Origin of the sequence: Pleomorphomonas sp. T1.2MG-36, from assembly GCF_950100655.1 — a bacterium.
Taxonomy (GTDB): Bacteria; Pseudomonadota; Alphaproteobacteria; order Rhizobiales; family Pleomorphomonadaceae; genus Pleomorphomonas.
On the sequence record NZ_CATNLY010000045.1, the window covers coordinates 206,810 to 230,312 of the forward strand.

At 65.5% G+C, this 23,503-nt stretch carries 23 protein-coding genes; 11 read left to right on the top strand and 12 right to left on the bottom strand.

Features of this window, described 5'->3' with window-relative positions:
- Positions 1 to 7: 7 nt before the first annotated feature.
- Positions 8 to 1,396: a dihydrolipoyl dehydrogenase gene (gene lpdA, locus QQZ18_RS18555; RefSeq protein ID WP_284542440.1), complete on the top strand. Its 1,389-nt coding sequence runs from the start codon at positions 8 to 10 to the stop codon at positions 1,394 to 1,396.
- A 3-nt stretch (positions 1,397 to 1,399) separates the two neighbouring features.
- Here the strand turns inward: lpdA and QQZ18_RS18560 are convergent, their stop codons facing one another.
- The 5 genes from QQZ18_RS18560 to QQZ18_RS18580 form a co-directional block, all read right to left on the bottom strand.
- A complete protein-coding gene (locus QQZ18_RS18560; protein ID WP_284542441.1) occupies positions 1,400 to 2,317 on the bottom strand; it encodes a DMT family transporter in 918 nt (305 codons plus the stop codon).
- Between the two features lie 104 nt (positions 2,318 to 2,421).
- A complete protein-coding gene (locus QQZ18_RS18565) occupies positions 2,422 to 3,366 on the bottom strand; it encodes a tyrosine recombinase XerC (protein ID WP_284542442.1) in 945 nt (314 codons plus the stop codon).
- 533 nt (positions 3,367 to 3,899) lie between these two features.
- Complete coding sequence (locus QQZ18_RS18570) at positions 3,900 to 5,387, bottom strand: glucosamine inositolphosphorylceramide transferase family protein (protein WP_284542443.1); 1,488 nt, start codon at positions 5,385 to 5,387, stop codon at positions 3,900 to 3,902.
- Positions 5,356 to 6,492 carry a LacI family DNA-binding transcriptional regulator gene (locus QQZ18_RS18575; protein WP_284542444.1) on the bottom strand — a complete coding sequence of 379 codons (1,137 nt, stop codon included), beginning with the start codon at positions 6,490 to 6,492 and terminating at the stop codon, positions 5,356 to 5,358. Before QQZ18_RS18575 ends, QQZ18_RS18570 begins: the two co-directional genes overlap by 32 nt.
- A gap of 243 nt (positions 6,493 to 6,735) precedes the next feature.
- Positions 6,736 to 7,206 carry an L-2-amino-thiazoline-4-carboxylic acid hydrolase gene (locus tag QQZ18_RS18580; protein ID WP_284542445.1) on the bottom strand — a complete coding sequence of 157 codons (471 nt, stop codon included), beginning with the start codon at positions 7,204 to 7,206 and terminating at the stop codon, positions 6,736 to 6,738.
- 236 nt (positions 7,207 to 7,442) lie between these two features.
- Between QQZ18_RS18580 and accD the strand changes: the two genes are divergently transcribed.
- Both accD and QQZ18_RS18590 read left to right on the top strand, forming a co-directional pair.
- Positions 7,443 to 8,318: an acetyl-CoA carboxylase, carboxyltransferase subunit beta gene (gene accD, locus QQZ18_RS18585; protein ID WP_284542446.1), complete on the top strand. Its 876-nt coding sequence runs from the start codon at positions 7,443 to 7,445 to the stop codon at positions 8,316 to 8,318.
- A gap of 87 nt (positions 8,319 to 8,405) precedes the next feature.
- Positions 8,406 to 9,728 (top strand): bifunctional folylpolyglutamate synthase/dihydrofolate synthase, encoded by a 1,323-nt coding sequence (locus QQZ18_RS18590; RefSeq protein ID WP_284542447.1) that lies wholly within the window; start codon positions 8,406 to 8,408, stop codon positions 9,726 to 9,728.
- A 7-nt stretch (positions 9,729 to 9,735) separates the two neighbouring features.
- Here the strand turns inward: QQZ18_RS18590 and QQZ18_RS18595 are convergent, their stop codons facing one another.
- Entirely contained in the window at positions 9,736 to 10,404 is a 669-nt protein-coding gene (locus QQZ18_RS18595) for a sulfate transporter family protein (RefSeq protein ID WP_284542448.1), read from the bottom strand.
- Between the two features lie 116 nt (positions 10,405 to 10,520).
- Here QQZ18_RS18595 and QQZ18_RS18600 point away from each other — a divergent pair, with 116 nt between their 5' ends.
- Complete coding sequence (locus QQZ18_RS18600; protein WP_284542449.1) at positions 10,521 to 11,525, top strand: adenosine kinase; 1,005 nt, start codon at positions 10,521 to 10,523, stop codon at positions 11,523 to 11,525.
- Between the two features lie 423 nt (positions 11,526 to 11,948).
- Here QQZ18_RS18600 and QQZ18_RS18605 read toward each other — a convergent pair whose 3' ends face one another.
- Entirely contained in the window at positions 11,949 to 12,935 is a 987-nt protein-coding gene (locus QQZ18_RS18605; protein WP_284542450.1) for a 2-hydroxyacid dehydrogenase, read from the bottom strand.
- Positions 12,936 to 13,194: 259 nt separating this feature from the next.
- Here QQZ18_RS18605 and QQZ18_RS18610 point away from each other — a divergent pair, with 259 nt between their 5' ends.
- Positions 13,195 to 13,662 carry an SH3 domain-containing protein gene (locus tag QQZ18_RS18610; RefSeq protein WP_284542451.1) on the top strand — a complete coding sequence of 156 codons (468 nt, stop codon included), beginning with the start codon at positions 13,195 to 13,197 and terminating at the stop codon, positions 13,660 to 13,662.
- Positions 13,663 to 13,673: 11 nt separating this feature from the next.
- Here QQZ18_RS18610 and gshB read toward each other — a convergent pair whose 3' ends face one another.
- The 5 genes from gshB to QQZ18_RS18635 form a co-directional block, all read right to left on the bottom strand.
- Positions 13,674 to 14,612 carry a glutathione synthase gene (gene gshB, locus QQZ18_RS18615; protein WP_284542452.1) on the bottom strand — a complete coding sequence of 313 codons (939 nt, stop codon included), beginning with the start codon at positions 14,610 to 14,612 and terminating at the stop codon, positions 13,674 to 13,676.
- A gap of 75 nt (positions 14,613 to 14,687) precedes the next feature.
- Positions 14,688 to 15,044, bottom strand: a complete 357-nt coding sequence (locus QQZ18_RS18620) for a YraN family protein (protein ID WP_284542453.1) — start codon at positions 15,042 to 15,044, stop codon at positions 14,688 to 14,690.
- Positions 15,045 to 15,046: 2 nt separating this feature from the next.
- On the bottom strand, positions 15,047 to 15,676 hold the full coding sequence (locus QQZ18_RS18625; RefSeq protein ID WP_284542454.1) for a LysE family translocator: 630 nt from the start codon (positions 15,674 to 15,676) through the stop codon (positions 15,047 to 15,049).
- 18 nt (positions 15,677 to 15,694) lie between these two features.
- Entirely contained in the window at positions 15,695 to 16,642 is a 948-nt protein-coding gene (gene rsmI / locus QQZ18_RS18630; RefSeq protein ID WP_284542455.1) for a 16S rRNA (cytidine(1402)-2'-O)-methyltransferase, read from the bottom strand.
- On the bottom strand, positions 16,639 to 16,944 hold the full coding sequence (locus QQZ18_RS18635) for a Dabb family protein (RefSeq protein ID WP_284542456.1): 306 nt from the start codon (positions 16,942 to 16,944) through the stop codon (positions 16,639 to 16,641). The genes rsmI and QQZ18_RS18635 overlap by 4 nt, the downstream gene beginning before the upstream one ends.
- Before the next feature lie 182 nt (positions 16,945 to 17,126).
- Here QQZ18_RS18635 and QQZ18_RS18640 point away from each other — a divergent pair, with 182 nt between their 5' ends.
- The 6 genes from QQZ18_RS18640 to QQZ18_RS18665 all read left to right on the top strand — a co-directional run bounded on the left by QQZ18_RS18640 (position 17,127) and on the right by QQZ18_RS18665 (position 23,436).
- Positions 17,127 to 18,383 carry a penicillin-binding protein activator gene (locus tag QQZ18_RS18640; RefSeq protein ID WP_284542457.1) on the top strand — a complete coding sequence of 419 codons (1,257 nt, stop codon included), beginning with the start codon at positions 17,127 to 17,129 and terminating at the stop codon, positions 18,381 to 18,383.
- Positions 18,384 to 18,452: 69 nt separating this feature from the next.
- The gene (locus QQZ18_RS18645) at positions 18,453 to 19,109 is read left to right on the top strand and encodes a phosphoribosylanthranilate isomerase (protein ID WP_284542579.1); all 657 of its coding nucleotides are present in this window, start codon (positions 18,453 to 18,455) and stop codon (positions 19,107 to 19,109) included.
- A complete protein-coding gene (gene trpB, locus QQZ18_RS18650) occupies positions 19,106 to 20,329 on the top strand; it encodes a tryptophan synthase subunit beta (protein WP_284542458.1) in 1,224 nt (407 codons plus the stop codon). The genes QQZ18_RS18645 and trpB overlap by 4 nt, the downstream gene beginning before the upstream one ends.
- Complete coding sequence (gene trpA / locus QQZ18_RS18655; protein ID WP_284542459.1) at positions 20,326 to 21,162, top strand: tryptophan synthase subunit alpha; 837 nt, start codon at positions 20,326 to 20,328, stop codon at positions 21,160 to 21,162. The genes trpB and trpA overlap by 4 nt, the downstream gene beginning before the upstream one ends.
- 286 nt (positions 21,163 to 21,448) lie before the next feature.
- Entirely contained in the window at positions 21,449 to 22,852 is a 1,404-nt protein-coding gene (locus QQZ18_RS18660; RefSeq protein WP_284542461.1) for a tyrosine-type recombinase/integrase, read from the top strand.
- A gap of 152 nt (positions 22,853 to 23,004) precedes the next feature.
- Complete coding sequence (locus QQZ18_RS18665; RefSeq protein ID WP_284542462.1) at positions 23,005 to 23,436, top strand: hypothetical protein; 432 nt, start codon at positions 23,005 to 23,007, stop codon at positions 23,434 to 23,436.
- The last annotated feature ends 67 nt before the right edge of the window (positions 23,437 to 23,503 follow it).

Consider the following 23,503-nt stretch of genomic DNA (forward strand, 5'->3'; position numbering starts at 1 on the left):
TGCCTTCATGTCCTTCGATCTCGTTGTCATCGGTACCGGTCCCGGCGGTTATGTGGCAGCCATCCGCGCCTCCCAGCTCGGCATGAACGTCGCCGTCGTCGAAAAGCGCGCGAGCCACGGCGGCACCTGTCTCAATGTCGGCTGCATTCCGTCCAAGGCGCTGTTGCATGCGTCCGAGATGTTCCACGAGGCCGGGCACGTCTTCGCCAAGCTCGGCGTCAAGGTCGGAGAGCCCGAACTCGATCTGCCGGCCATGATGGGCCACAAGGACGCAACCGTCCGCAGCAACGTCCAGGGCATCGATTTCCTCTTCAAGAAGAACAAGATCACCGTCCATCGCGGTACCGGCCGCATCGTCGCCGCGGGCAAGGTGGAAGTGACTGGCGAAGGCGACGACAAGACGGTCGTCGAAGCGAGGAGCATTCTGATTGCCACCGGCTCCGATGTGGCGGGCTTGCCCGGCATCGCCATTGACGAGAAGAGCGTGGTCTCCTCGACCGGCGCGCTGTCGCTGGAAAAGGTGCCCGGGCATCTGGTGGTGATCGGTGCCGGCGTCATCGGCCTCGAACTCGGCTCGGTCTGGCAGCGCCTGGGCGCGCGCGTCACGGTGATCGAGTATCTCGACCGTATCCTTCCAGGCCTCGACGGAGAGGTGGCGAAGACCTTCCAGAAACTCCTGGAGCGTCAGGGATTTGCCTTCAAGCTCGGGCGCAAGGTAACCGGCGTCGACGGCGGAAAGGTGCGTTTCGAGCCCGCCGCCGGGGGCGAGGCGGAAACCGTCGATGCCGACGTCGTGCTGGTGGCGGTCGGCCGCAAACCCTTTACCGAGGGTCTCGGCCTTGCCGAAGTCGGCGTCAAGCTCGACGGCAAGGGGCGCGTTGAGATCGATGGCCATTACGCGACGAACGTGCCGGGCATCTACGCCATCGGCGATGTCGTTGCCGGGCCCATGCTCGCCCACAAGGCCGAAGACGAAGGTATCGCCGTGGCCGAACTCCTGGCCGGCAAGGCGGGCCACGTCAATTACGACGTGATCCCGGCGGTGGTCTACACGTCGCCCGAGGTCGCCGCCGTCGGCCGGACCGAGGAAGATCTGAAGACCGCCGGCGTGCCCTATAAGGTCGGCAAGTTCAGCTACATCGCCAACGGCCGCGCCAAGTCGATCCTCAAGACCGATGGCTTCGTCAAGGTGCTGGCCCATGCCGACACCGACCGCGTGCTCGGCGTACACATTGTCGGACCGGGCGCCGGCGAAGCGATCGCCGAGGCGGCGGTGCTGATGGAGTTCTCCGGATCGGCCGAGGATCTTGCCCGTACCTGTCATGCCCATCCGACGCTGTCGGAGGCGGTGAAGGAAGCGGCGCTCGCCGTCGACAAGCGAGCAATTCACGCCTGACGGTCAGCGGCGCCGGTCGACGATGGTGAACAGCCCGACGCCGCCCACCACCAGCGCGGTGCCGAGAAGATCGACGCCGCGCAACGGCTCGCCCAGGATCAGCACGGCGAGGAACAGCGTCACCACCGGCGACAGCGTGCCGATGGTGGAGTTGGCCGCCGCCGAAATGCGCGACAGCGCGGCGCTCATCAGGAAGCTGGGCAATATCGTCGCGCCGATGGCCAGCGCCACGGCGAGCGCAAAGGCGCGGCTGGACACGACGAGGGCCGATAGCGGGTGCGTGAGAAGAAACAGCATCAGGATCACCGCCGCCGCACCGGTCATGGCGACCGAGGTGAACAGAGGCGCCCCCATGACGGCAATGCTGCCTCCGGCCAGCAGCTGATAAAGCGCGAAGGTGACGGCGGCGCCCAATACCCAGAGCGCGCCGACGACGATGTCGCCACCGCCCGTCTTAAAGTCGGCCAGGAACACCACGGCGAGGCCCAGATAGGCGATGCCAAAGGCGGCGAGCGGCTTCCAGCGCAGCGGCATGTGGAACAGGGCCGCGCCGAGCAGCAGCACGAACAGCGGATAGGTGAAGAGAATCAGCCGCTCGAACTGCGGCGTCAGCGTCTCCAGGCCCTTGAAGTCGGCATAGGACGAAAACCAGTAGCCGATCACCCCGATCAGCAACGCCTTGGCATAGGCCGGCATCGGCACCGCCCGCTGGCGCTCCCGGGCATAGGCCAGAACGCCGACGGCAACGTAGACGGGCACGGAGAGCCCCATTCGGAGCGCTAGCAGCGTCAGCGTGTCCACGCCCTCGGCAAAGGCGAGCTTGATGAGGATGCCCTTGGCGGCGAACAGCACGGCTCCGAGAGCGGCGAATCCGTAGCCGAGCCAAGGCGTATCGGTTGAGGGAGCAGCGGAAGCGTTCAAGAGGCGATGGCCCTGATGGGCCTCCCGGGAGGTGGACTTAAGTCGCAAGCCTTAAGCCATCGGGCAGGCCAAGGAAAGCCGATCGGCGAAACGGGTATCCTGCCTCATGCGCGCGGATGTGCGCCCTTCCAGGCGGCGACCAACCGTTCGGCGTCGACCGAGGTGTAGACCTGCGTCGTCGACAGGTTGGCGTGGCCCAACAGTTCCTGGATGGTGCGGAGATCGCCCCCGGACCCGAGAAGATGCGTGGCGAACGAGTGCCGGAGCGCGTGTGGTGTCGCCGTTTCGGGAAGACCAAGGGCGCCGCGCAGGCGTTGAACGGCGAGCTGGATGATGCGGGGCGACAGCGGCCCTCCCTTTGCGCCGCGAAACAGGGGCTCCTGCGGGGCGAGACGGAAGGGGACGAGGCGAATGTAGGCCGCCACGGCCCGACCGACCGCGGGCAGCACGGGGACAAGTCTCGTCTTGCCACCCTTGCCGGTGACGCGCACCGCGCCGCCCGCTTCCGGCGGCGCTTCGGCGGCGGTCAGTGAAAGAGCCTCGGAAATGCGCAGACCGGCGCCGTAGAGCAGCGCCAGCACGGCGGCGTCGCGCGCGGCGATCCATGGCTCGTCCACCAGTGCTCCGGCTTCGGACACGATGGAAAGCGCGTCGGAAACGCCGAGCGGGCGCGGTAACCGGCGGGGTGCTTTCGGCGCCGCGATAGCGGAGACGGCGGCGCTGGTTGCTTCCCCTCGCTTCTCGAGGAACCGAATCAGCGAACGAATGCCGGAGAGGCCGCGTGCGAGGCTTGGCGCGGCGAGGCCGTCACGTCGGCGGCGCGCGAGGAAAGCACGATAATCCGCTGGCGACAGCCGACCGAGGTCGACAATGGCGGGAGGCGCGCCAAGGTGCCCCGTCAGGAAGCGAACGAAATCGTGCGCGTCACGGCCGTAGGCCTCGACGGTGCGTGGGCTGAGGCGGCGCAGATCGGCCAGCCAGCGTTGCCAGTCGAGGACGGCAACGGCGAGATCGGGCGCCATGGTGACAAGAGGGGTGGTATCGGTCATCGGCTTCGGCTTTCGCTTCGGACTGTCGGCTGAAAAGCTGAATGGCCGATGAACGCAGGCCTCAGGGTTGGTTCAAGGGAAACGGTGTAGAAATCCGCTCAAGATGACCCGCCGGCAGGAAACCGGTGAGTCCGCGCTCCAAGGAGGGCCCTGCCATGTTCCATAGGCGTCTTCTCAATACCCTTGTCGCTTCTCTGGCGGTGGCATTGGTCGCTGCCGCCGGCCTCGCCGGCACGGCTTCGACCGCGGCAGCCGATGGTTTCTATTTTGGCTATCACGACGGTCCGCGCATGCCGCCCCCGCCCCCGCGTTGGGGGTGGGGGGCGCCCCCGCCTCCCGGGCCGGGTTGGGGCCGGCCGGGTTGGGGACCGCCGGGTCACAACTGGGGACCGCCGCCGATGTGCAGGCCGCGCTGGGTCGATCGGCCGGTCGTCGATCCGTGGGGCCGGATTGTCCGCTATCAGCGGATGCAGGTCATGGATTGCGGCCCGCGCCGTCACCGCTGGTAATCGCAACCTGAACGTCGGCCCGCACTATGGGACGACGACGTCCGTCCCGCCGCCGGCTATGACGTCGATCACCTCGAAGCCCGCGCCTCGGTTGTAGGTGTGAAGGCCTGAAAGCGGCGGCGCCGGCCGCAACGCCACAAGCGCGGTCTCGGCATATCCCCCGGCATCGAGACGATCGATGCGGGCGAAGCCGAGGCCGGCGCCATAGCCGCCGGCGCTGTCCTGAAAGGGCCGAATGATGTTCGCGCCGAGCGAGAACATCCGGCCGGCCGGTCGCGCCGACGCGACGTCGACCTTGGCCGGGCCGGCGAACAATGGAACCCACGGACCGGTGAGAGTCTCGGCCGTGAAGATGGCAAGCCCATCCCAGCTGGAGCCCCAGTTCGGGCGCACGGTGCCGAACAGATGGCGGCGGCCGTTGGCCTGAAGCAACGTGGCGTCCCCAAGGTCGATGTCGTCGATCAGGACCGCCACCTGCTCCCAGCGGTCGGGAAACTCGACTGCCCGCCAAAGCTGAACCTGACGCTGTCCGGACGTTTCCGGGATCATGTAGAGCGTGCCGTCCTCCTCGAAGACGAAGGGGTAGGACAGATGGCAGTTGCCCTCGATCACCGGTCGCGGCGTACCGATGGGGCCGCCGGTACCGACGTCAACCGCCGATATGATGCCCTTTTGCGTCGCGAACGGAAATTCTTCCACCAGCAGGACGGTGCGGTCACCCTGTCGCACCAGAAAGGGGTCGGCGTAAAAGCGCTCGCCGTCATCGGCGAGCCGCCGCCAGGGACGCCCGGCAATGGTCGGCAACGCATCGTCGCCGGTCTCGTCGGTCCGCCAGGCTACCGCCCAGTTGGGCGGGTTGCGCACGAGGCGCTCCAGGCGACTGGCGAGCGACCGTGCGAAGGTGGTGGCGGCGAAGCGGCCCGGATTGCCGGTTCGGCGGGGCGGCGGATCGGTCTCCACACGCGGCAGCGTGAGATCGTGGAGCGTGGCGCCGCCGGCCAGATGCCCGGCTGCCAGCGTCAGCATCTCGATTGCCCGGCCGGTGGTGATGGACATTCCCGATCCGAGTTGCCGCCGGTCCTCAACGGCGATGTGCCAGCGGCCGACCAGGCGGTGGGTCTCGCCGGTAACCGCAATGAGATCGAGAAACGGCTCCTCTCCGGCCATGATGGCGTCCGCGGCGCCGGCCGCCACTCCGGTCCCGCTTACGCTGATCAGCAGCCGGTCGCGAGAGATATCGGTCGCGGCAGCCAGATCGACGACGAGATCGGCATCCTCATCGCCGACGGACAGGCCGAGCGCGGAGGGCGACAGCCGCGCAAGCGGTTCGTTGAGGGGCCGGCGAAAGGCGAGAGCCTCGAAGGCAAGACAGAAATCGAGCAGACTGGCAGGTGGCGGGCCGGCTACCGTGGCAATGGCGCCGCTGCCGCCGGTGGCGGCCAGGACGCCCGCGATCGCTTCGGCCTGCCAGCGTCTGAGATCAGTGGAATCGATTAAGAACAAGACGTGCATGCGGCCCTCCCCCGCCGATGCTGCCGCGACGACTTCGCCTGCCACGCGCCGGTACCATGCCGCCGACTTTTCGTGGTGTGCGCTCGCCGGGTGGTGGCCCAACGGTGGTGCCCGCGATGAGTTCCGTGCCGAACTCTACCAGGATGCAGGAACGAGCCGGCTTGGGGACCATGAGCCGCGATTCCATGATGGCCAAGGCCGATACGGCAAGTTGCTCGTAGCCGACACTGACGGTGGCAAGACCGGTCGGCCGGGCTTCCCGTATGCCGTCGCAACCGATCACCGACACGTCGGCCGGCACATCGAGACCGGCGGCCGAAAGTGCCTTCAAGGCCCCTTCGGCCAGCGGGTCCGAAAGACAGAAGATGGCGGTTGCGCCGCCGAGATCGCCGGTTTCGCCAAGCCGCGCCGCCACGGCTGCCTCGCCGGCCTCCACGCTGTCCTCGGCGGCGGTGATGGTCTCGTGGGCGTTCAGCTCGTGGGCTTCGATCGCTTCGGCAAACCCGGTGCGCCGTGTCGTCAGATGATCGCGGCCCGTCGTGCCCAGCATCAATACGTGGCGGTGTCCCGCATCGATCAGGTGCCGGACCGCGACACTGGCGGCGAACCCATTGGCCGGTACGACCGCGTCGGCCCGTCGCAGTTGCTCCTCGCCGTTCATGACCACCATCGACAGGCCCGTCTTGACGAGGTCGCCGAGATCGAGCTTTTCGCCGCAGCTCATCAGGATGACGCCGCTGGCTTTCTCGGTGCGGGCGATCTCTTCCACCTTGTCGGCGTCAAAACCGGTCCCATCGGAAATGGAGGTCGTGATCTTGAGCGACCGTCGTTCGCATTCCCGCTTGAGCCCCTGGTAGAGGGCTCGATTGCGGAAAGCGGCGTCGCCCGAAGTTTCGAAGTTCCGATCGAAGGCGACGACCACGCGCTCCATGGTGGCGATGGTCGCCTTGGCTCGCCGCTGGTCGAGATAGCCGAGATCGCGTGCCACGGCCAGAACGCGGTCGCGCACCTCACGGCTTATCGAGGCGGTCCCATTGAGGACATGCGACACGGTGCTGACCGCAACGCCCGCCTCCCTGGCAATATCGCGAACCCCGACTTTCATCACACTCTTTCCGCGCTGCGCAGCATGCGCCGGACGACCAAAGGCCAAAAGCAACGCCAACAAAGGCCTAGAAAGACCTTTGTGGCCGGGTGTTTGTAACTTTCGTATCTGACGGCTTATTCATCATCCGATTTGGCCGGTGGATGCAAGACCGGCAACGGAAGATGGTGGCAATTTCAGCGAGGGGCCGTTTTTGAGGTAAACGCCTTGAAGCAAATCGCTCCGACAGGGTGTCGCGACCGTTCAGTCTTGTGTCCGGTCGAGGCGATAGCGGAAATCGCACCGCCGGCCGCCGGCCATGATGGTTTCGGTGCGTTCAAGCTTCATGGACGGGTTGTAGCCTTCGCAAAAGGCGGCGTCGCGATTGCAGGAGAGCAGCGCGCCGATCTCGGCCAGTCCCATCTCCTTGTATGTCTCGGCGTACTGGCAGCGCGTGACGTCGTAGGAAAGACGCTCCGGGCTCGCCTCCTTCACTTCGATCGTCAGGGCGTCATCGGCTGTCCAGGCCGGCAGAATGGCCTCGAAATCCTTGAAATCCGGCATGTGGCCGAGGTCGGCGCGGCAGGCCTCCCCATGGGCGATCGCGGCTTTTCGGATGGCCCCGTCGATGATGTCCCGTGCCTCCTCCTCGCCCATGCGTCCCACGAGTTCGCGATAAAGGTGGCCGACGATCTCCGCCTCGATACGGCGGCGCTCTATGATGGGCAACGGCATGGGGCTCTCCTGGAACGGTTCGAAGCTAATCCGATCGGCGGTCGCTGAAAAGCGGCATCTCCGCAGTGACGGAAGTGGCGGTTCCGCGTCAGGCGAAACGGCTTTGGTCCCGGGGAAGGCTGTGCTATGAGAGCCTCGACGAAGGAACGGCGGCGCCCGAGGCTTGGCTGCGGCCGGTTCCGCGCCGGGAACGGCATGGCCGGCCGGTGTTCCGCGAGCAAAGGTCGAAACTCCCCGTGAACTGGATCAACAACGTCGTCCGCCCGAAAATCCGCTCCCTCTGGTCCGCCAAGCGCGATGTGCCCGAGAATCTCTGGGTGAAGTGCCCGGAGACCGGCGAGATGGTTTTTCACCGTGACCTCGAAGCCAACCAGTGGGTGATCCCCAACTCCGGCTATCATATGCGCATGCCGCCGAAGGAACGCTTCGTGCAGCTCTTCGACGGCGGAGACTATGAGGCGATTTCGACGCCGGCGGTGACGCAGGATCCGCTCAAGTTCCGCGACGAGAAGCGTTACGTCGACCGCCTGCGCGACTCGCGCGCCAAGACTGGCAACGACGATGCGGTGCTGGTGGGCGCCGGTCGTGTCGAGGGCAACGCCGTGGTCGCCGCGGTGCAGGACTTCGACTTCATGGGTGGTTCGTTGGGTACGGCCGCCGGCGAAGCGATCATTCGCGGCATTGAGGAAGCCGTGGCCCGTTCGGCCGCCTTCGTCATGTTCACGGCGTCCGGCGGCGCTCGCATGCAGGAGGGAATCCTGTCGCTTATGCAGATGCCGCGCACCACGGTGGCGGTCGAGATGCTGCGCGAGGCGGGACTGCCCTACATCGTCGTGCTCACCAATCCGACGCTCGGCGGCGTCACTGCCTCCTATGCCATGCTGGGCGACGTTCACATCGCCGAGCCGGGCGCGCTGATCGGCTTTGCCGGTCCTCGCGTCATCGAGCAGACCATTCGCGAGAAGCTGCCGGAAGGCTTCCAGCGTTCCGAATATCTTCACGAGCACGGCATGATCGACCTTGTGGCGCACCGGCACGAGCTGCGGGCCACCATCGGCCGCCTTGTTCGCCTGCTGACCCACGCCAAGGGCACAGCGCTCATTCCTGCCTGACGGTTCGCGGCCACAGTCTTTCAACCTTCCGCGCCGCCGTCAGGCGGCGTGTTCCTTTTGGGGTCTCCCCATTTTCGGATCTATGCCATGGAAACGCCGCTCGACATCATCGACCGCCTTGGCGCGCGCTGGCCGAAGGGCTTCGACCTCTCGCTTGGCCGCATTCGCCGGCTGCTCGCCGCGCTCGGCCATCCCGAGCAGCGCTTGCCGCCGGTCTTCCATGTCGCCGGCACCAACGGCAAGGGGTCGACGGTGGCATTTCTGAGGGCCATCCTTGAGGCCGAGGGGCTTCGTGTTCACGCCGATACCTCGCCGCACCTCGTCCGCTACAATGAGCGATTTCGTCTTGCGGGCGGGCCCGGCATATCGAGCTTCGTCGACGACGACGCTCTCGCCGATGCGCTTTCCCGCACCGAAAAGGCCAACGGGGACGAAGCGATCACCCTTTTCGAGCTTCTGACCGCCGCCGGCTTCCTGCTGTTTGCCGAGCGGCCGGCCGACGCGCTGCTACTTGAGGTCGGTCTGGGCGGCCGGTTCGATTCCACCAATGTGGTCGACCGTCCGGCCGTGTCGGTCATCACGTCGATCTCGCTCGACCATCAGGCCTATCTCGGCAATACCGTCGAGAAGATCGCCTTCGAGAAGGCCGGCATCATCAAGGCGGGCGCACCGGTCGTGCTGTCTCCGAACCCCGATGGCGTCGTGGCCGTGGTCGAACGGGTGGCGGCGGAGGTTGGCGCCGGGCCGCTGATGATCGGTGGGCAGGATTGGACGGCCTTCGAGGAGCATGGCCGCCTGGTGTTCCAGGATATCGACGGTCTGCTGGATTTGCCGAGGCCGCGCCTTCCCGGTAGCCACCAGATCGTCAATGCCGGCACGGCTATCGCCGCGGTGCGGGCGGCCGGCTTTCACGTTGGGCACGATGCCCTGGAGCGGGGCATGGAGCGCGTCGAATGGCCGGCGCGTCTGCAGCGCCTGACGGTCGGCGCCATCGTCGATGCCGCGCCGCAAGGAGCGGAGATCTGGCTCGACGGCGGTCACAATCCCGGCGCTGGCGAGGTGATCGCCTCGGCCATGGCCGATCTCGAGGAGCGCGTCGCCCGGCCACTGGTCCTCATCGCCGGCATGCTCGCCACCAAGGATCCGGTCGGCTTCTTCGAGGCATTCGCCGGTTTGGCCCGGCGCGTCTATACGGTGCCCATTCGCGGATCGGACTCGGCGCGCGAACCGCAGGCGCTTGCCGCCGAGGCACGCGGCGCCGGCGTCACGGCCATGGCGACGACCGGAGTCCCCGCTGCGCTGTCCCATCTTCGCGACACCTGGTCCGGTCCTGCACCGCGCATTCTGATCTGCGGTTCGCTCTATCTCGCCGGTGAGGTGCTGGCCGACAACGGAACGCCGCCGGCTTGAGTGGTCGTCAAGGCCGTCTCTGGCGTTCGGTGAGCTTCACCACATGGACCATCAATGCCGTCGCATAGAGCGGCGTCAGGATGTTGACCACGGGCACGGCGAGAACGACGGCGATGGTAAGGCCGGCCAGCATGACTTTTCCGGAATGGGCGCGCCGGAGCGCTCGCGCCTCCTCGAAGGGGCGAAAGCGCATGGCCACCTGTTCGAAATACTCCCGCCCCAGGAGATAGGCGTTGACGGCCAGGAAGATGGGCACGTTGATCCCGGGCAGGAAAAGAAGCGGCAGCATGGCGATGTTGACCAGGACTACGAAGCCGGTGAACCGCAGCGCGGTGAGGAGCCCCGTCATCAGCGGCTGCGGCACGCCGGGCCGGTCGGTCGGGTAGCGCGTCCGCTCGACGACGTCCGCGACCTCGTCGGCATAGAGGCCGGCGAACAGCGCCGCCACCGGCGCCACCAGAAAGCCGAGGCCGACGAACAGGAGCAGGCCGGCCAGCCAGTCGGCAGCCGTCTGCCATTCGGCCGGCAGCATGACGACGAGGTAGTCCGCCGCCGCGAAGGTGCCGATCCAGACGACGGCGAGCAGCGCCAGCGTCAGGCCGATCGACTTCCACAACACCGTCCGGAACGGTGGCGTCGGGATGTCGCGGAGCGCTGTCAGCACGGCGTTCAACATTCTTGGAATTCTCCATTCGATGCCGTGTTGGCGCGGCTTGCCGGTCACTTGGGAATGGTCTAGGCCAAATGGAAGAGCCGTCCGCATCAATGCCGGACCAAGGAGACGTTTTTCCCATGAGCCTCGATTTCGATGTGCTGACCATCGGCAATGCCATCGTCGACATTCTCTCGCCGACCGAAGAGGATATGCTCGTCAAGCTCGGCGTTACCAAGGGCATGATGCGGCTGATCGACGCCGAGGAGGCCGAGCGCATCTACGGCATGATGGGACCGGCCGTTGAGGCGTCGGGCGGTTCGGCTGCCAACACTGCAGCCGGCGTCGCTTCGTTCGGTGGTCACGCCGCCTACATCGGCAAGGTGGCGACCGATGCCTTCGGCGAGGTCTTCACGCACGACATCCGCTCCCAGGGGGTGCATTTCGAGACTCGACCGCTGTTCGACGGCGCACCCACTGCCCGCTGCATGATCCTGATCACGCCCGATAGCGAGCGGACGATGAACACCTATCTCGGCGCCTGTCATCACCTTACCGTTGACGACATCGAGGAGAAGGTGGTGGCCGCTGCCCGCTATACCTATCTCGAGGGCTTCCTGTGGGACCCGCCGGCGGCCAAGGAGGCCTTCCGCAAGGCCGCCGCCATTGCCCACGCGCACGGCCGCCTCGCCTCGATCACCCTGTCCGACAGCTTCTGTGTCGATCGCTTCCGCCCCGAATTCCTCGACTTGATGCGCTCGGGCACGGTCGATCTCGTCTTCGCCAACAAGGAAGAGGCCAAGGCGCTTTACGAAACGCACGATCTCGACACGGCGGTGAGCTGCCTCAGGCGCGATTGCAAGGCGGCGGCCGTGACGCTGGGCGGCGACGGGGCGCTCGCCTTTGAGGGAGCCGAACTGGTATCGGCGCCGGCTTCTGAAGTGGACGAATTGGTCGATATGACCGGAGCCGGCGACCAGTTCGCCGCCGGCTTCCTCTATGCTCGCTCGCGCGGCCTCTCGCTGGCCGAGGCGACGCGGCTCGGCTGCCTCGCTGGTGGCGAATGCGTCGGCCACATCGGCCCGCGTCCGGCAGTCAGCCTTGCCCAGCTTGCGCGCGATACCGGGCTGAAGCTGCCGGCCTGAGTCAATTCTCCGACGTCGAAATCAAGCTGAAGCCGCGTTAGCGGCTTTCCGGCGCCAAGGGCGCCGCGCGAAGCGTTTCTTCCGTGGCGGAGCCTCGGAAGACGGAAAGCGAAGCGTAAGCCAAGGCGCGGAGCGCCGCCGGCGACTGAGGCAAGAACAGATCGAAGCCGCGACGCGGCTTCCGGCGCCAAGGGCGCCGCGCGAAGCGTTTCTTCCGTGGCGAAGCCTCGGAAGACGGAAAGCGAAGCGTAAGCCAAGGCGCGGAGCGCCGCCGGCGACTGAGGCAAGAACAGTCGAAGCCGCGACGCGGCTTCCGGCGCCAAGGGCGCCGCGCGAAGCGTTTCTTCCGTGGCGAAGCCTCGGAAGACGGAAAGCGAAGCGTAAGCCAAGGCGCGGAGCGCCGCCGGCGACTGAGGCCGAAAATTAAAGCATGGCCGGCAATACGCGATCCGGCAGGTGATGCTCGTCCATGAAGGCGCGGATGTTGACGATCACCTTCTCGCCCATCTCGATGCGGCTTTCGATGGTGGCCGACCCCATGTGAGGCAACAGCAGCGCGCGGCCGCATTTGACGAGTTTCGGGTTGATGGACGGCTCCTGCTCATAGACGTCCAGGCCTGCGCCGGCCAGCTCGCCGGCAACCAGCATGCGCGTCAACGCCGCCTCGTCGACGATCTCGCCGCGGGCGGTGTTGATCAGATAGGCCTCCGGGCGCATCAGCTTCAGCCGGCGCGCCGACAACAGGTGGTATGTCGCCGGCGTATGCGGGCAATGAACGGTGACGATGTCCATCCTGTTCAGCATCTGGTCGAGGCTCTCGCACCAGGTTGCCGAAAGCCTGTCTTCGATCTCCGACGGCAGGCGGTGGCGGTTATGGTAGAAGACCGACAGGCCGAAGGCGCTCGCGCGGCGTGCGACCGCCTGGCCGATACGACCCATGCCGACGATACCGAGCTTCTTGCTGCGCAGGCGGCTGCCCAGCATGCCGGTCGGCGACCATCCCTGCCACTCCCCGGCCTGGAGAGCCCGCATGCCCTCGGCCATGTGGCGCGGCACGGCAAGGATCAGGGCCATGGTCATGTCGGCGGTGTCCTCGGTGAGGACGCCGGGCGTGTTGGTGACGGCGATCCCGCGTTCGGTCGCCTTGATCACGTCGATATTGTCGACGCCGTTGCCGAAATTGGCGATCAGTTTCAGGCCTGGGCCGGCCTGGGTGATCACGCCGCCGTCGACGCGGTCGGTGACGGTCGGCACCAGCACATCGGCAATGCGGCTGGCCTCGACCAGTTCGGCCTGGGTCATCGGCCGGTCGGTCGAGTTGAGGCGGACGTCGAACAACTCGCGCATGCGCGCCTCGACGACGTCGGGCAGTTTGCGCGTCACCACCACCAGGGGCTTCTTGCCGGCCATAGTTCGTTCCGTCCTTCCTTGAAGCCACCGCCGGGCGGCAGCTTGTCTCTGCAAGTTTCGGCCAGCCACTGCCGGGCGTCAATCCGGCTGAGGTCCGATCCGCGTCATTCCATGCGGCGGCTGCGTTGACGCGACGTTAACTCCGACCGGTAACCATAAAGAGGAGCGCCATTTTGGCGAGCGGCGGTGTTTCTGGCATGGAAGGCGGACGACGATGACGGCGGCGTGGGGGCGGGCGGCGGCAATTCTGGTCGCGGGTATGATGCTCGTGGGTCCCTCGCTGGCGCAGACCGTCGGCAGTTCCGGTCTGCCGGTGCCTCGTTTCGTCAGCCTCAAGTCGGATTCCGTCAACGTTCGCCAGGGACCGTCGCGCGATCAGGCGGTGATCTGGCGCTATGTTCGTGCCGGCATGCCGGTAGAAATTACCCAGGAGTTCGAGAACTGGCGTCGCATCCGCGATTTCGAGGGTGGCGAGGGCTGGGTGTTCCATTCGCTGCTGTCCGGCACGCGCACGGCTATCGTCGCGCCCTGGGCCGCCGACAAGACGATGATCGATCTGCATGCCGGCCCGGATGACACGACCCGCGTCACCGCGCGCGTCGAGCCAAAAGTCCAGGCGCCGGTCGAAAAGTGTGACGGCACCTGGTGTCGGCTCGACGGAAAGGGCTTTTCCGGCTGGATCGCCCAAGCCTCTCTCTGGGGTGTCTATCCGGACGAGAAGTTCTGATCCCTCAAGGCTCAGAAGTGTGATTCGATGGCGTCCCACACCAAGGCCGCGACATCGGGGCCGCCGAGGCGCTTGATGGCGCGGATGCCGGTCGGCGACGTCACGTTGATCTCGGTCAGCTTGTCGCCGATGACGTCGATGCCGACAAAGATCAGGCCGCGATCCCTGAGTTCCGAACCGATTGCCTCGCAGATCTCAAGATCCCGCTTGCTCACCTCCGTGGTGGCCGCCGCTCCGCCGCGTACCATGTTGGAGCGAAGATCGCCTTCTGCCGGCACGCGATTGACGAGGCCGGCGAACTTGCCGTCGACGAGGATGATGCGCTTGTCGCCGGCCCTGACGGCGGGCAGATAGCGCTGGGCGATGAAGGGATCGCGCGACTGGGTCAGGAACAGCTCGAGAAAGGCGCTGAAATTGTCGTCGTCGGGCTTCACGTGATAGACGCCTTGGCCGCCGGCGCCGTAGAGCGGCTTAAGCACGATGTCCCCGAACTCAGCGCGGAAGGCCCGGATTTCGTCCGGGTCGCGGGTGATGATCGTCTCCGGCATCAGCTCGGGGTAGTTCATCACCAAGAGCTTTTCCGGTGCGTCGCGCACCTCGGCCGGGTCGTTGACCACCAGCGTTGCCGGATGGATACGCTCCAGCATGTAGGTGGTGGAAAGATAGGCCATGTCGAACGGCGGGTCCTGACGGAGCAGCACCACATCGAGCGTCGAAAGGTCGGTCTTCTCGGGCAAACCGAGCGTGAAGTGGTTGCCCGGCTCGTCGCGCACCGCGACCGGTTCGATCGCCGCCGTCACCCGGCTCGAGCGCAGCGTCAGCTTGTCGGGGGTGTAGTGGAAGAGGCTGTGGCCTCGCTTCTGCGCCTCCAACATAAGAGCGAAGGTGGAGTCGCCGGCGAGGCGGATCGAGGCGATGTGGTCCATCTGGACGGCGACGGAAAGGCTCATGGCGACAACTCGTCTTCGGAAAGGGATGCCGCCGTTTATGGGCGGCTTCCGGCCGCCGCGCAACGGGAAAGCGCTTCACGAAAACGCGTTCTCGACATGGTGCGGCCAGCGGCGCGGTCTGACGACCACCAGGTCGAAGCGCAGTGTGAAATCCACGAATTGCGGATGTCGGGACAGATAGAGATCCGCCGCTGCCTCGATGCGGCGGTAGCCTTCGGCGGCGATGGCTTCGAGACCGGCTTCGATGGTCGGACGCGCCTTGACCTCGACGAAGGCCAGCACCTTGCCGCGTCGGGCCACGATGTCGATCTCGCCGAGCGGCGTGCGATAGCGGGTTGCCAGCACGCGGTAGCCCTTGAGGCGCAGCAACCAGGCGGCGATGCCTTCGGCAACGAGGCCTCGGGCATATCCCGCCCTGCGGTCGGCGGGCATTCTTAACTTCTCTCCAGCGCGAGGCGTGCGCCGAGACCGATGAGCAGCGACCCGGCCGCCCGCTTCAGCCATTTCCCCCACGCCGGTGAGGACCGAAGATTGGACAGGATGCCGCTTGCCCCGAAGACCGCGATGAGGTCGGCAAGGGAGAACATGACGTTGGTGATCACGCCGAGGACAAAAAACTGGAGCCACATCGGCGCGGCGGCTTGGGCACTGACGAACTGCGGAAGAAAGGCGAGGAAGAAAATCGCGGTTTTGGGGTTGAGCAGTTCGACGAGGATGCTCTGGGCGAAGGCGCGCTGCGAGTCCCGCGGGCTCTTGTCGCCCACGATCGCGCCCCTGTTCTCGGCGGTTGCAAGGCGCCATCCCATGACGATCAGGTAGGCGCCACCACCAAGCTTTACGATCGTGTAGACGACGGGAACGGCATGAAACAGCACCGAAAGCCCCATCGTCGCGGCAAGTACGTGGGCATAGCCGCCGACATGCACGCCAAGGGCGGCCATCAGGCCAGCCCGTCGACCGCCGGCAAGCGTGCGGGCCGCGGCATAGAGCATCGCCGGGCCGGGGACGAATGCGAACAGAGCCGTCGACACAAGAAAGGCGATCAGAAGGTCGAGCGGCGGCATCGCATGTCTCCTGCAGGTTCAGGTCCCCGTCGGAGGGGCATCATCGTCGCCGTCGCTGCCGGCATCGAGCACCGCCTTGAGTTTCAAGGCGAGCGCGTAGACCTCCTTGCGGGGGCGACCGGTGGTCTTCGCCACCTCAGCGGCCGCCTGCCCGGTTCCCTTGGTTTCAAGGGCGGCCGACAGAAGGGCTTCGATGTCGGCTTCGCCGGCCTCGTCGCCGAGCGGCGCGCCGATCACCAGCACGATCTCGCCGCGCGGCGGATCGTCTTGGGCGCCGGCCGCCAGCTCGGACAGCGTGCCGCGCCGCACCTCTTCGAAACGCTTGGTGAGTTCGCGGCAAAGCGCTGCCGGCCGATCGCCGCCCAGCACCTCGGCCATGTCGGCGAGTGTTTCGGCCGCGCGGTGCGGCGACTCGTAGATCACGAGCGTCGTCGGCACGGCGCGAAACTCGCCCAGACGATTGCGGCGCGTGCCGGCCTTGTGCGGCAGAAAACCAAGGAAAAGGAAGGTATCGGTCGGCAAGCCGGCAGCCACCAGCGCCGACAGGATGGCCGAGGCGCCGGGAATGGGAATGACGCGGATGCCCTCGGCGATCGCCTCTTCGACCAGTTTGTAACCGGGGTCGGAAATCAGCGGCGTGCCGGCGTCGGATACCAGCGCGAGGCGCATGCCGCCCCGGAGCATGGCCAGAAGGCGCGGTCGCTCGCGGGCGGCGTTGTGCTCGTGGTAGATGGCAAGCGGCTTGCGGATGCCGTAGCGGTCGAGGAGGACGGCGGTGACGCGGCTGTCCTCGCAAACGATGAGATCGGCACTGGCCAGCACATCGAGCGCGCGCAGCGAGATGTCCGAGAGATTGCCGATCGGCGTCGCCACCGGGTACAGGCCGGGCTCGACCGGCTTGCCGGCGAAGGCGGTGCCGTCGATGGCGTAGCCCGTCGTAGTGGTCTTGCCGCCTGCCTCGCTCATGACGACTGCCGTTCCCGTCGCGCAACGACATCGGCCGCCATGCGAAGTTCCCGAAGCGGCCGCACCGAGGCGATCGAAGCTTCATAGCTCGGATGCGCCTTGAAGGCGTCGAGTGCGGCGGCGTCAGTGAACTCGCCGTAAACGACGAAGTCGACCTCGTTGCCGAGGCTGTCGAGCTTCAGATTCTCCTCGACCTCGAGGAGCAGGGCGTGCGGATTGGCCTCGAGCAGGCGAAGGCCGTCGAGAACCCGCTGGCGGTCGTCGGCGGAACGGACGGAGAAGTAGACGATGTGCCTGATCATATAATTCCCTTGGACGGCGTCTGAGCACCGTGTTTCCTAGCTCCCAAAACCACACTTCGGCGGGAAAATCGAGCCGTCCGGGCCGATTCCTCGCCTCTCCACCGGTAAATGGCATGTAAGGAGTTGCATCTACGGCCGTTTGTCATTGAAATGGCGCGGATACTTTTGCGGCGGAAGGTAAGATGATGACCCGTGACGATGGCAGGGTTGCGAGCGGCGTGGCCGGCACGGCCGTGTCCCCGGAGACGAGCGATCCGCGTTTGGAGGCTGCCGGGCTGAGCCGGCGTCTCGCGCTGGTCCTGTTGGGTGGCGCGGCGCTCGCGGCTTGTTCGCCGACCAGTCGGCCGAGTGGCGGCGACACTCTCCTGCCAGCCCCGACCGGGCCGGCCATATCGGGCGAGGTGCTGGGTACCGGCACGGTGCGTGTGGCGCTGCTGCTGCCGAAAACGGCGCCCGGTAACGGCGCCGCGTTGGCTGTCGCCATGCAGAATGCCGCATCGCTCGGTCTCAACGATTTTTCCGGCAACGACCTGACCGTTCTTGTGAAGGATACGCGCGGTACCGCCGAGGGTGCCGCCGAAGCGGCGCGTCAGGCGATCTCCGAAGGTGCCGAGTTGATCATCGGGCCGATCTTTGCCGCCGAAGTGGGCGGTGTCGGCCCGGTGGCGCGCGCGGCATCCGTGCCGGTGATTGCCTTCTCCTCCGATCCTTCCGTGGCGGCAGCCGGCGTCTACATCCTCGGTTTCCTGGTCGATGGCCAGGTGCGTCGCGTTGTTGCTGAGGCGGCCAGGTCCGGTCGCAAGTCGATCGCCGCCATCATGTCGCAGAGCGCCTTCGGCAATCTGGCCGAGGCCGCCTTGCGCCAGGAGGCCGGTCGCTATGGCATGCGTGTCGTGGCCGTCGAACGCTTCGCCGCCGGTGGCGAGGCCCAGTCCGTGGCGGCGATCGCCGCCGTGGCCTCCCAGATCGACTGCATCCTGGTGCCCGAAGGCGCGGGCGTGGCGCCGACCATTGCCAGGTCGCTGCGGACGGCTGGTGTCGATCTTGCCCGTATCAAGCTGTTGGGGACCGGCGTCTGGAACGATCCCTCCGTCTACAACGACCCGGCGCTCACGGGCGGCTGGTTCCCTTCGCCGGAGATATCCGGCTTCTCGGCCTTCGCCAGTCGCTACCGGTCGACCTACGGCGGCGAGCCGCCACTGACAGCTTCGCTCGCCTACGACGCCGTGGTGTTGGCCGCCGGCCTTGCCAAGACTGCCGGCGCCCAGCGCTTCCAGCTCTCGGTCATAACCAACCCCGAGGGTTTCCTCTCGGCGGTCAACGGTCTGTTCCGCTTCAATGCCTTCGGCACCAACGATCGCGGTCTGGCCGTCTACGAGGTGACTGGCTCGACGCCGTCGCTGGTCTCCGCCGCTCCACGCGCCTTCACCGGTGCCTGACGGTCGGCATTTCTTTGATCGGACATGCGGCGGCCGCGAGCCGCCGCTTCCTGTCAGGCTGTTGTCATGATGTCTCCGTTCCTCGTCAAGATTTGCGGCCTTTCTACGCCGGAAAGCCTGGAATGGGCGCTTTCAGCCGGCGCCGATCTCGTCGGCTTCGTGCATTTCCCGAAAAGCCCGCGCCACGTCTCCGCCGAGGTCGCCGCGGCGCTCGCCCGTCAGGTGGCCGGACGGGCGAAAACGGTGGTGCTGACGGTCGACGCCAGCGACGATCTTCTCGACCACCTCGTTGCGACGATTGCCCCGGACGCCATCCAGTTGCACGGGCACGAAACGCCGGCGCGCGTCGCCGACGTGCGGCAGCGCCTCGGGCGAACGGTGATCAAGGCTCTGGGGATCGGAACCGCCGAGGATGCGGCAGCCGCTCACGTTTATGCCGGAACCGCCGACCTTCTGCTCTACGACGCCAAGCCTCCGAAGGACGCGACCCGGCCCGGCGGCCTGGGCGTCACGTTCGACTGGTCGCTACTGGCGGGGGCGCCTATGCCCTTCTTGCTTTCCGGCGGGCTTGATCCTACCAACGTTGATGATGCGGTGCGGAGGGTGCACCCCTCCGGCGTCGATGTTTCGTCGGGCGTCGAGAGCGCACCGGGCCAGAAAAACGAGGCTCGCATCCGCGCCTTTGTGGCAGCGGCACGCGCAGCGAATGAAGAGGGGCAACGATGAGTGAGGCGACGCCGCTGAATTCCTACCGGACCGGCCCGGACGAGCGCGGCCATTTCGGCATCTTCGGCGGTCGCTACGTCGCCGAGACGCTGATGCCGCTGATCCTCGAGCTCGATCAAGCCTACGGGGCCGCCAAGGCCGATCCGGCCTTTCAGGGCGAGCTCAAGGCGCTGCACGCCACATATACCGGCAGGCCGAGCCCGCTCTATTTCGCCGAGCGGCTTTCCGCCCATCTCGGTGGCGCCAAGATCTACCTGAAGCGCGAAGAGCTCAACCACACCGGCAGCCACAAGATCAACAACTGTCTCGGCCAGATCCTGCTCGCCCGCCGCATGGGCAAGACGCGGATCATCGCCGAAACCGGCGCCGGCCAGCATGGCGTCGCCTCGGCCACCGTCTGCGCCCGCTTCGGCTACCCTTGCGAAGTCTACATGGGCGCCACCGACGTCGAGCGGCAGAAGCCCAACGTCTTCCGCATGGAGCTCCTGGGGGCGGAGGTTCATCCGGTGACGGCGGGCAACGGCACGCTGAAGGACGCCATGAACGAGGCGTTGCGCGACTGGGTGACCAACGTCGAGACGACCTACTACATGATCGGCACGGCCGCCGGTCCGCATCCCTATCCGACCATGGTGCGCGACTTCCAGTCGGTGATCGGCAACGAGACGCGCGAGCAGATCGTCGCTGCCGAGGGCAGGCTGCCCGACCTCGTCATCGCGGCCGTCGGCGGTGGCTCCAATGCCATCGGCATCTTCCATCCCTTCCTCGACGATCCGGATGTCCGCATCATCGGCGTCGAGGCCGGCGGTCACGGCATGCACGTCTACAACGGCCATGCCGCCTCGTTGAATGGCGGCAAGCCGGGCGTGCTGCACGGCAACAGAACTTATCTGCTGCAAGACGATGACGGTCAGATCCTCGAGGGGCACTCCATTTCCGCCGGCCTCGACTATCCCGGCATCGGCCCGGAGCATTCCTGGCTGAGCGATAGCGGACGCGTCAGCTACGTGCCCGCCACCGATCAGGAGGCGCTCGACGCCTTCCAGATGCTCACCAAGGTCGAGGGCATCATCCCTGCCCTTGAGAGCGCCCATGCCGTCGCCGAGGCGATCAAGCGTGCGCCCGAAATGGCCAAGGATGAGATCATCGTCGTCAACCTGTCCGGTCGCGGCGACAAGGACGTCTTTACCGTCGGCAAGATCCTGGGAGTCGACCTGTGAGTTCCCTTCCCGTCACCCGCATCGATACCCGTCTTGCAAAGCTGAAAGCCGAGGGACGGGCGGCCTTGGTCACCTTCGTCACGGCCGGTGATCCGGATGCCGAAACCTCGCTGTCCATCCTGAAGGCGTTGCCGGGCGCCGGCGCCGATATCATCGAGTTCGGCATGCCCTTTTCCGATCCGATGGCCGAGGGGCCGCCGATCCAGGCCGCTGACATCCGGGCGCTTACGGCCGGTCAGACCATGGTGAAGACGCTGGAGCAGATCCGCGCCTTCCGTGCCGGCGATAACGAGACGCCCATCGTGCTGATGGGCTATTACAACCCCATCTACATCTACGGCGTCGAGCGTTTCGTTGCCGACGCCAAGGCAGCCGGCGTCGACGGCCTGATCGTCGTCGACCTGCCACCGGAAGAGGACGAGGAGCTGTGTCTGCCGGCGATCAGGGCGGGCATCAGCTTCATCCGACTGGCGACGCCGACGTCGGACGACAAGCGTCTGCCGGTGCTCCTCAGGAACTCCTCGGGCTTTGTCTATTACGTGTCGGTGCTCGGCGTCACCGGCGTCAAGTCGGCGGCGGCGGGCGACGTGGCCTCGGCCGTTGACCGCATCAAGGCGCACACGTCTCTGCCGGTGATGGTCGGGTTCGGCGTCAAGACCGGAGAGCAGGCGGCGGCCATCGCATCCCATGCCGACGGCGTGGTGGTCGGTTCGGCCCTGGTGAACGCGGTGCGCGATTCGCTGGATGACGGCAAGGCGACTGCCGCGACGGTGAAGGCGGTTGCCGATCTGGTCGCCGATCTCGCAGCTGGCGTCCGACGCGGACGTAGCTGACCGAAGTCGCAACAGCTCACGGATCCTGCCATCCTCACGGGTGGAAGGGCCGTGTTGCCGTGGCTGCGTCTGCGGATTTTTCCGGCCTGCAAGGCATAAAGACAATCGGCGCGATCACTCGCTCAAGCGAACACTACCGTCAAACCCGTCATGAGAAATAAATGGTGGAGCTAAGCGGGAACTCTGTTTGCAGACCGTCGAATGGCGGAGTTCCGGAATTTGTGGACAAACCCAATGGTTTAGGGTACGCACTAGGGGTACGCAGCGGGGTACGCAGAGGCTCCAAATGGCCCAATCGGCATCTACTGAAACGCGCTTTCTCGAAATGCACTCTGGGAAGTGGCGAGTAGTTGTCTCAGTTCCCCGCAGCCTTCAGCCCAAGCTCGGAACCAAGCTCAAGCGCTCCCTTGACACCGACAGTCTTGCCATCGCCAACGCACTTAAGTGGCGAGTTGTCGCAGAGTTGAAAGCAATTATTGCGGAAGCGCAGGGCGAGAAATCTGATCTTCGCGAGGCCCGGACGCGGGCGGCCCTCAACATCCTGAAGCGTCGCCGCGCTATAATAGACCCCTTGGAGTTGAACGAGATTGCTGACGAGACGGCGCATGTTGCCGCCGAGCTGCTTGGCGATCCGATCGGGACCGAAGCGGGACCGGACGGGGAACTTCAAGAGGTCTTCGATCCCTCTCGGGAAGCTATGGCGAACAGCTTCTTTGACGTGGCGAGCGGTAGGGCGGTGCCGATCGACCTTTATCGGCCCGACTATCTGTCGCAGCTCAAAGTCAAGCCCAGGACCCGCGCCGACGATAAGCGTGCTGTCGTTCTCCTCGCCGACTGGTGTAGGACCAACAGCATTCCCGCAACGCTTCAGGCTATCACTAGGAAGGTCGCTATGCGCTTCGTTGATGCCATGACCAACGCCGGAAATGGCCGGAATCCGGTCACCATGAAGAAGTACTTCAGCCGGCTTTCGATTTATTGGCAATGGCTGCTTCAGCGCGAACATGTCGAGCTTAATCCTTGGCAGGGCATCAAACGGCCAACTGACACAAGCCCACATGATGAGAAGGAGCGTCCGTTCACTCGCGAGGAGATGATGGCTCTTCTCAACGGTCCCGCCTCGGCGGCAATGCACGATTTGATGCGCATCGGAGCGCTGACAGGTGCTCGGCTCGACGCCGTTGTCTCCCTGACGGTAAAGGACTGTCGGGATGGCCTGTTCCTGTTCAAACCTCAAAAGAAGGAGCCAGCACCGAGAGTCGTTCCCATCCATTCCAGCCTTCTCGGGATCGTAGCGGCTCGTGTCGCCGGCAAATCGGAGGGCGATGATCTTTTCCCCGAGTGGCCACCGCCGAAGTCGTCTATGTCCCTGCGCGAAAGGTCCTTCAAGGCGTCAAACGCGTTTACAGCTTACCGTCGCAGCATAGGGGTTGATGACTGCGTGGCAGGCAAGCGGCGGTCTTTGGTGAACTTCCATTCATTCCGTCGCTGGTTCATCACGGAAGCCGAGCGGGCGGGTCAACCGGAACATATCATTGCCGCCGTGGTCGGCCACAAGCGGCAGGGAATGACGCTCGGACGATATTCGAGTGGGCCGGCCATTGAGCAGGCAAGGGTATGTGTCGAGGCTGTCAGATTGCCGGAAGGGAACGAGCTGGCCACCGTGGCTGGTTCGGCCACCAGTCATTGAATCCCGACTAAGCCAAGGGTCGCTCATCCGAAAAGCCATATACGTGACAGCGGATCGGGATTTCCCCCCGGCCGCATTCTAGGAATTCCCTGCTATCCTCGCCCATCCTGCGGCATTTGTCCGGGATGGCGGATTAAGGAGAAGCGAGGCAAATGGAAACCATCCTTCTCACGTCCCTGACATCCATCTTGGCTGCGCTGATCGCCGCAGGAGTTACCTCCATACTGACCCGCCGAAGAGAGCACGAGGCCGAGTGGAGGAAGCTGAAGCACGCCTGTTATCAGGAGTACATCTCAGCCATGTCGGAGATCGTCGAAGGACGCTCGACGGTGGAGGCTCAGCGCCGATTCGCCAACGCGGTTAACGGCCTGATACTTGTTGCCCCCGAGGATGTCCTCCTAGCCAGAGATGCATTCTTGAGAGAAAATTCTGTGCGGAACCCATCTCGTTCCCAATCCGAGCATGATCGTCTTCTCAATGTTCTTCTCCGGGCGATGCGGCAGGATATTCACAAGAAAGCCCGAGTCTCAGAGGCCTATGAGTTCTATTTGCAAGCGCCGCCACCAGGAACGCCACCGTCCTGAAGAGAGCTGGTAGTAAGCGCCCAGTCGCCCAATAGACCCTGCCTCAATGGACGTGTCCGACCGCAGC

Excerpts from the sequence above, each read along its gene's own strand:
- lpdA (WP_284542440.1), top strand. The coding sequence starts at position 8 with ATGTCCTTCGATCTCGTTGTCATCGGTACCGGTCCCGGCGGTTATGTG.
- QQZ18_RS18565 (WP_284542442.1), bottom strand. The coding sequence starts at position 3,366 with ATGACCGATACCACCCCTCTTGTCACCATGGCGCCCGATCTCGCCGTT.
- QQZ18_RS18570 (WP_284542443.1), bottom strand. The coding sequence starts at position 5,387 with ATGCACGTCTTGTTCTTAATCGATTCCACTGATCTCAGACGCTGGCAG.
- QQZ18_RS18575 (WP_284542444.1), bottom strand. The coding sequence starts at position 6,492 with ATGAAAGTCGGGGTTCGCGATATTGCCAGGGAGGCGGGCGTTGCGGTC.
- QQZ18_RS18580 (WP_284542445.1), bottom strand. The coding sequence starts at position 7,206 with ATGCCGTTGCCCATCATAGAGCGCCGCCGTATCGAGGCGGAGATCGTC.
- QQZ18_RS18590 (WP_284542447.1), top strand. The coding sequence starts at position 8,406 with ATGGAAACGCCGCTCGACATCATCGACCGCCTTGGCGCGCGCTGGCCG.
- QQZ18_RS18595 (WP_284542448.1), bottom strand. The coding sequence starts at position 10,404 with ATGTTGAACGCCGTGCTGACAGCGCTCCGCGACATCCCGACGCCACCG.
- QQZ18_RS18600 (WP_284542449.1), top strand. The coding sequence starts at position 10,521 with ATGAGCCTCGATTTCGATGTGCTGACCATCGGCAATGCCATCGTCGAC.
- QQZ18_RS18605 (WP_284542450.1), bottom strand. The coding sequence starts at position 12,935 with ATGGCCGGCAAGAAGCCCCTGGTGGTGGTGACGCGCAAACTGCCCGAC.
- QQZ18_RS18610 (WP_284542451.1), top strand. The coding sequence starts at position 13,195 with ATGATGCTCGTGGGTCCCTCGCTGGCGCAGACCGTCGGCAGTTCCGGT.
- gshB (WP_284542452.1), bottom strand. The coding sequence starts at position 14,612 with ATGAGCCTTTCCGTCGCCGTCCAGATGGACCACATCGCCTCGATCCGC.
- QQZ18_RS18620 (WP_284542453.1), bottom strand. The coding sequence starts at position 15,044 with ATGCCCGCCGACCGCAGGGCGGGATATGCCCGAGGCCTCGTTGCCGAA.
- QQZ18_RS18625 (WP_284542454.1), bottom strand. The coding sequence starts at position 15,676 with ATGCCGCCGCTCGACCTTCTGATCGCCTTTCTTGTGTCGACGGCTCTG.
- rsmI (WP_284542455.1), bottom strand. The coding sequence starts at position 16,642 with ATGAGCGAGGCAGGCGGCAAGACCACTACGACGGGCTACGCCATCGAC.
- QQZ18_RS18635 (WP_284542456.1), bottom strand. The coding sequence starts at position 16,944 with ATGATCAGGCACATCGTCTACTTCTCCGTCCGTTCCGCCGACGACCGC.
- QQZ18_RS18640 (WP_284542457.1), top strand. The coding sequence starts at position 17,127 with ATGATGACCCGTGACGATGGCAGGGTTGCGAGCGGCGTGGCCGGCACG.
- QQZ18_RS18645 (WP_284542579.1), top strand. The coding sequence starts at position 18,453 with ATGTCTCCGTTCCTCGTCAAGATTTGCGGCCTTTCTACGCCGGAAAGC.
- trpB (WP_284542458.1), top strand. The coding sequence starts at position 19,106 with ATGAGTGAGGCGACGCCGCTGAATTCCTACCGGACCGGCCCGGACGAG.
- QQZ18_RS18660 (WP_284542461.1), top strand. The coding sequence starts at position 21,449 with ATGGCCCAATCGGCATCTACTGAAACGCGCTTTCTCGAAATGCACTCT.
- QQZ18_RS18665 (WP_284542462.1), top strand. The coding sequence starts at position 23,005 with ATGGAAACCATCCTTCTCACGTCCCTGACATCCATCTTGGCTGCGCTG.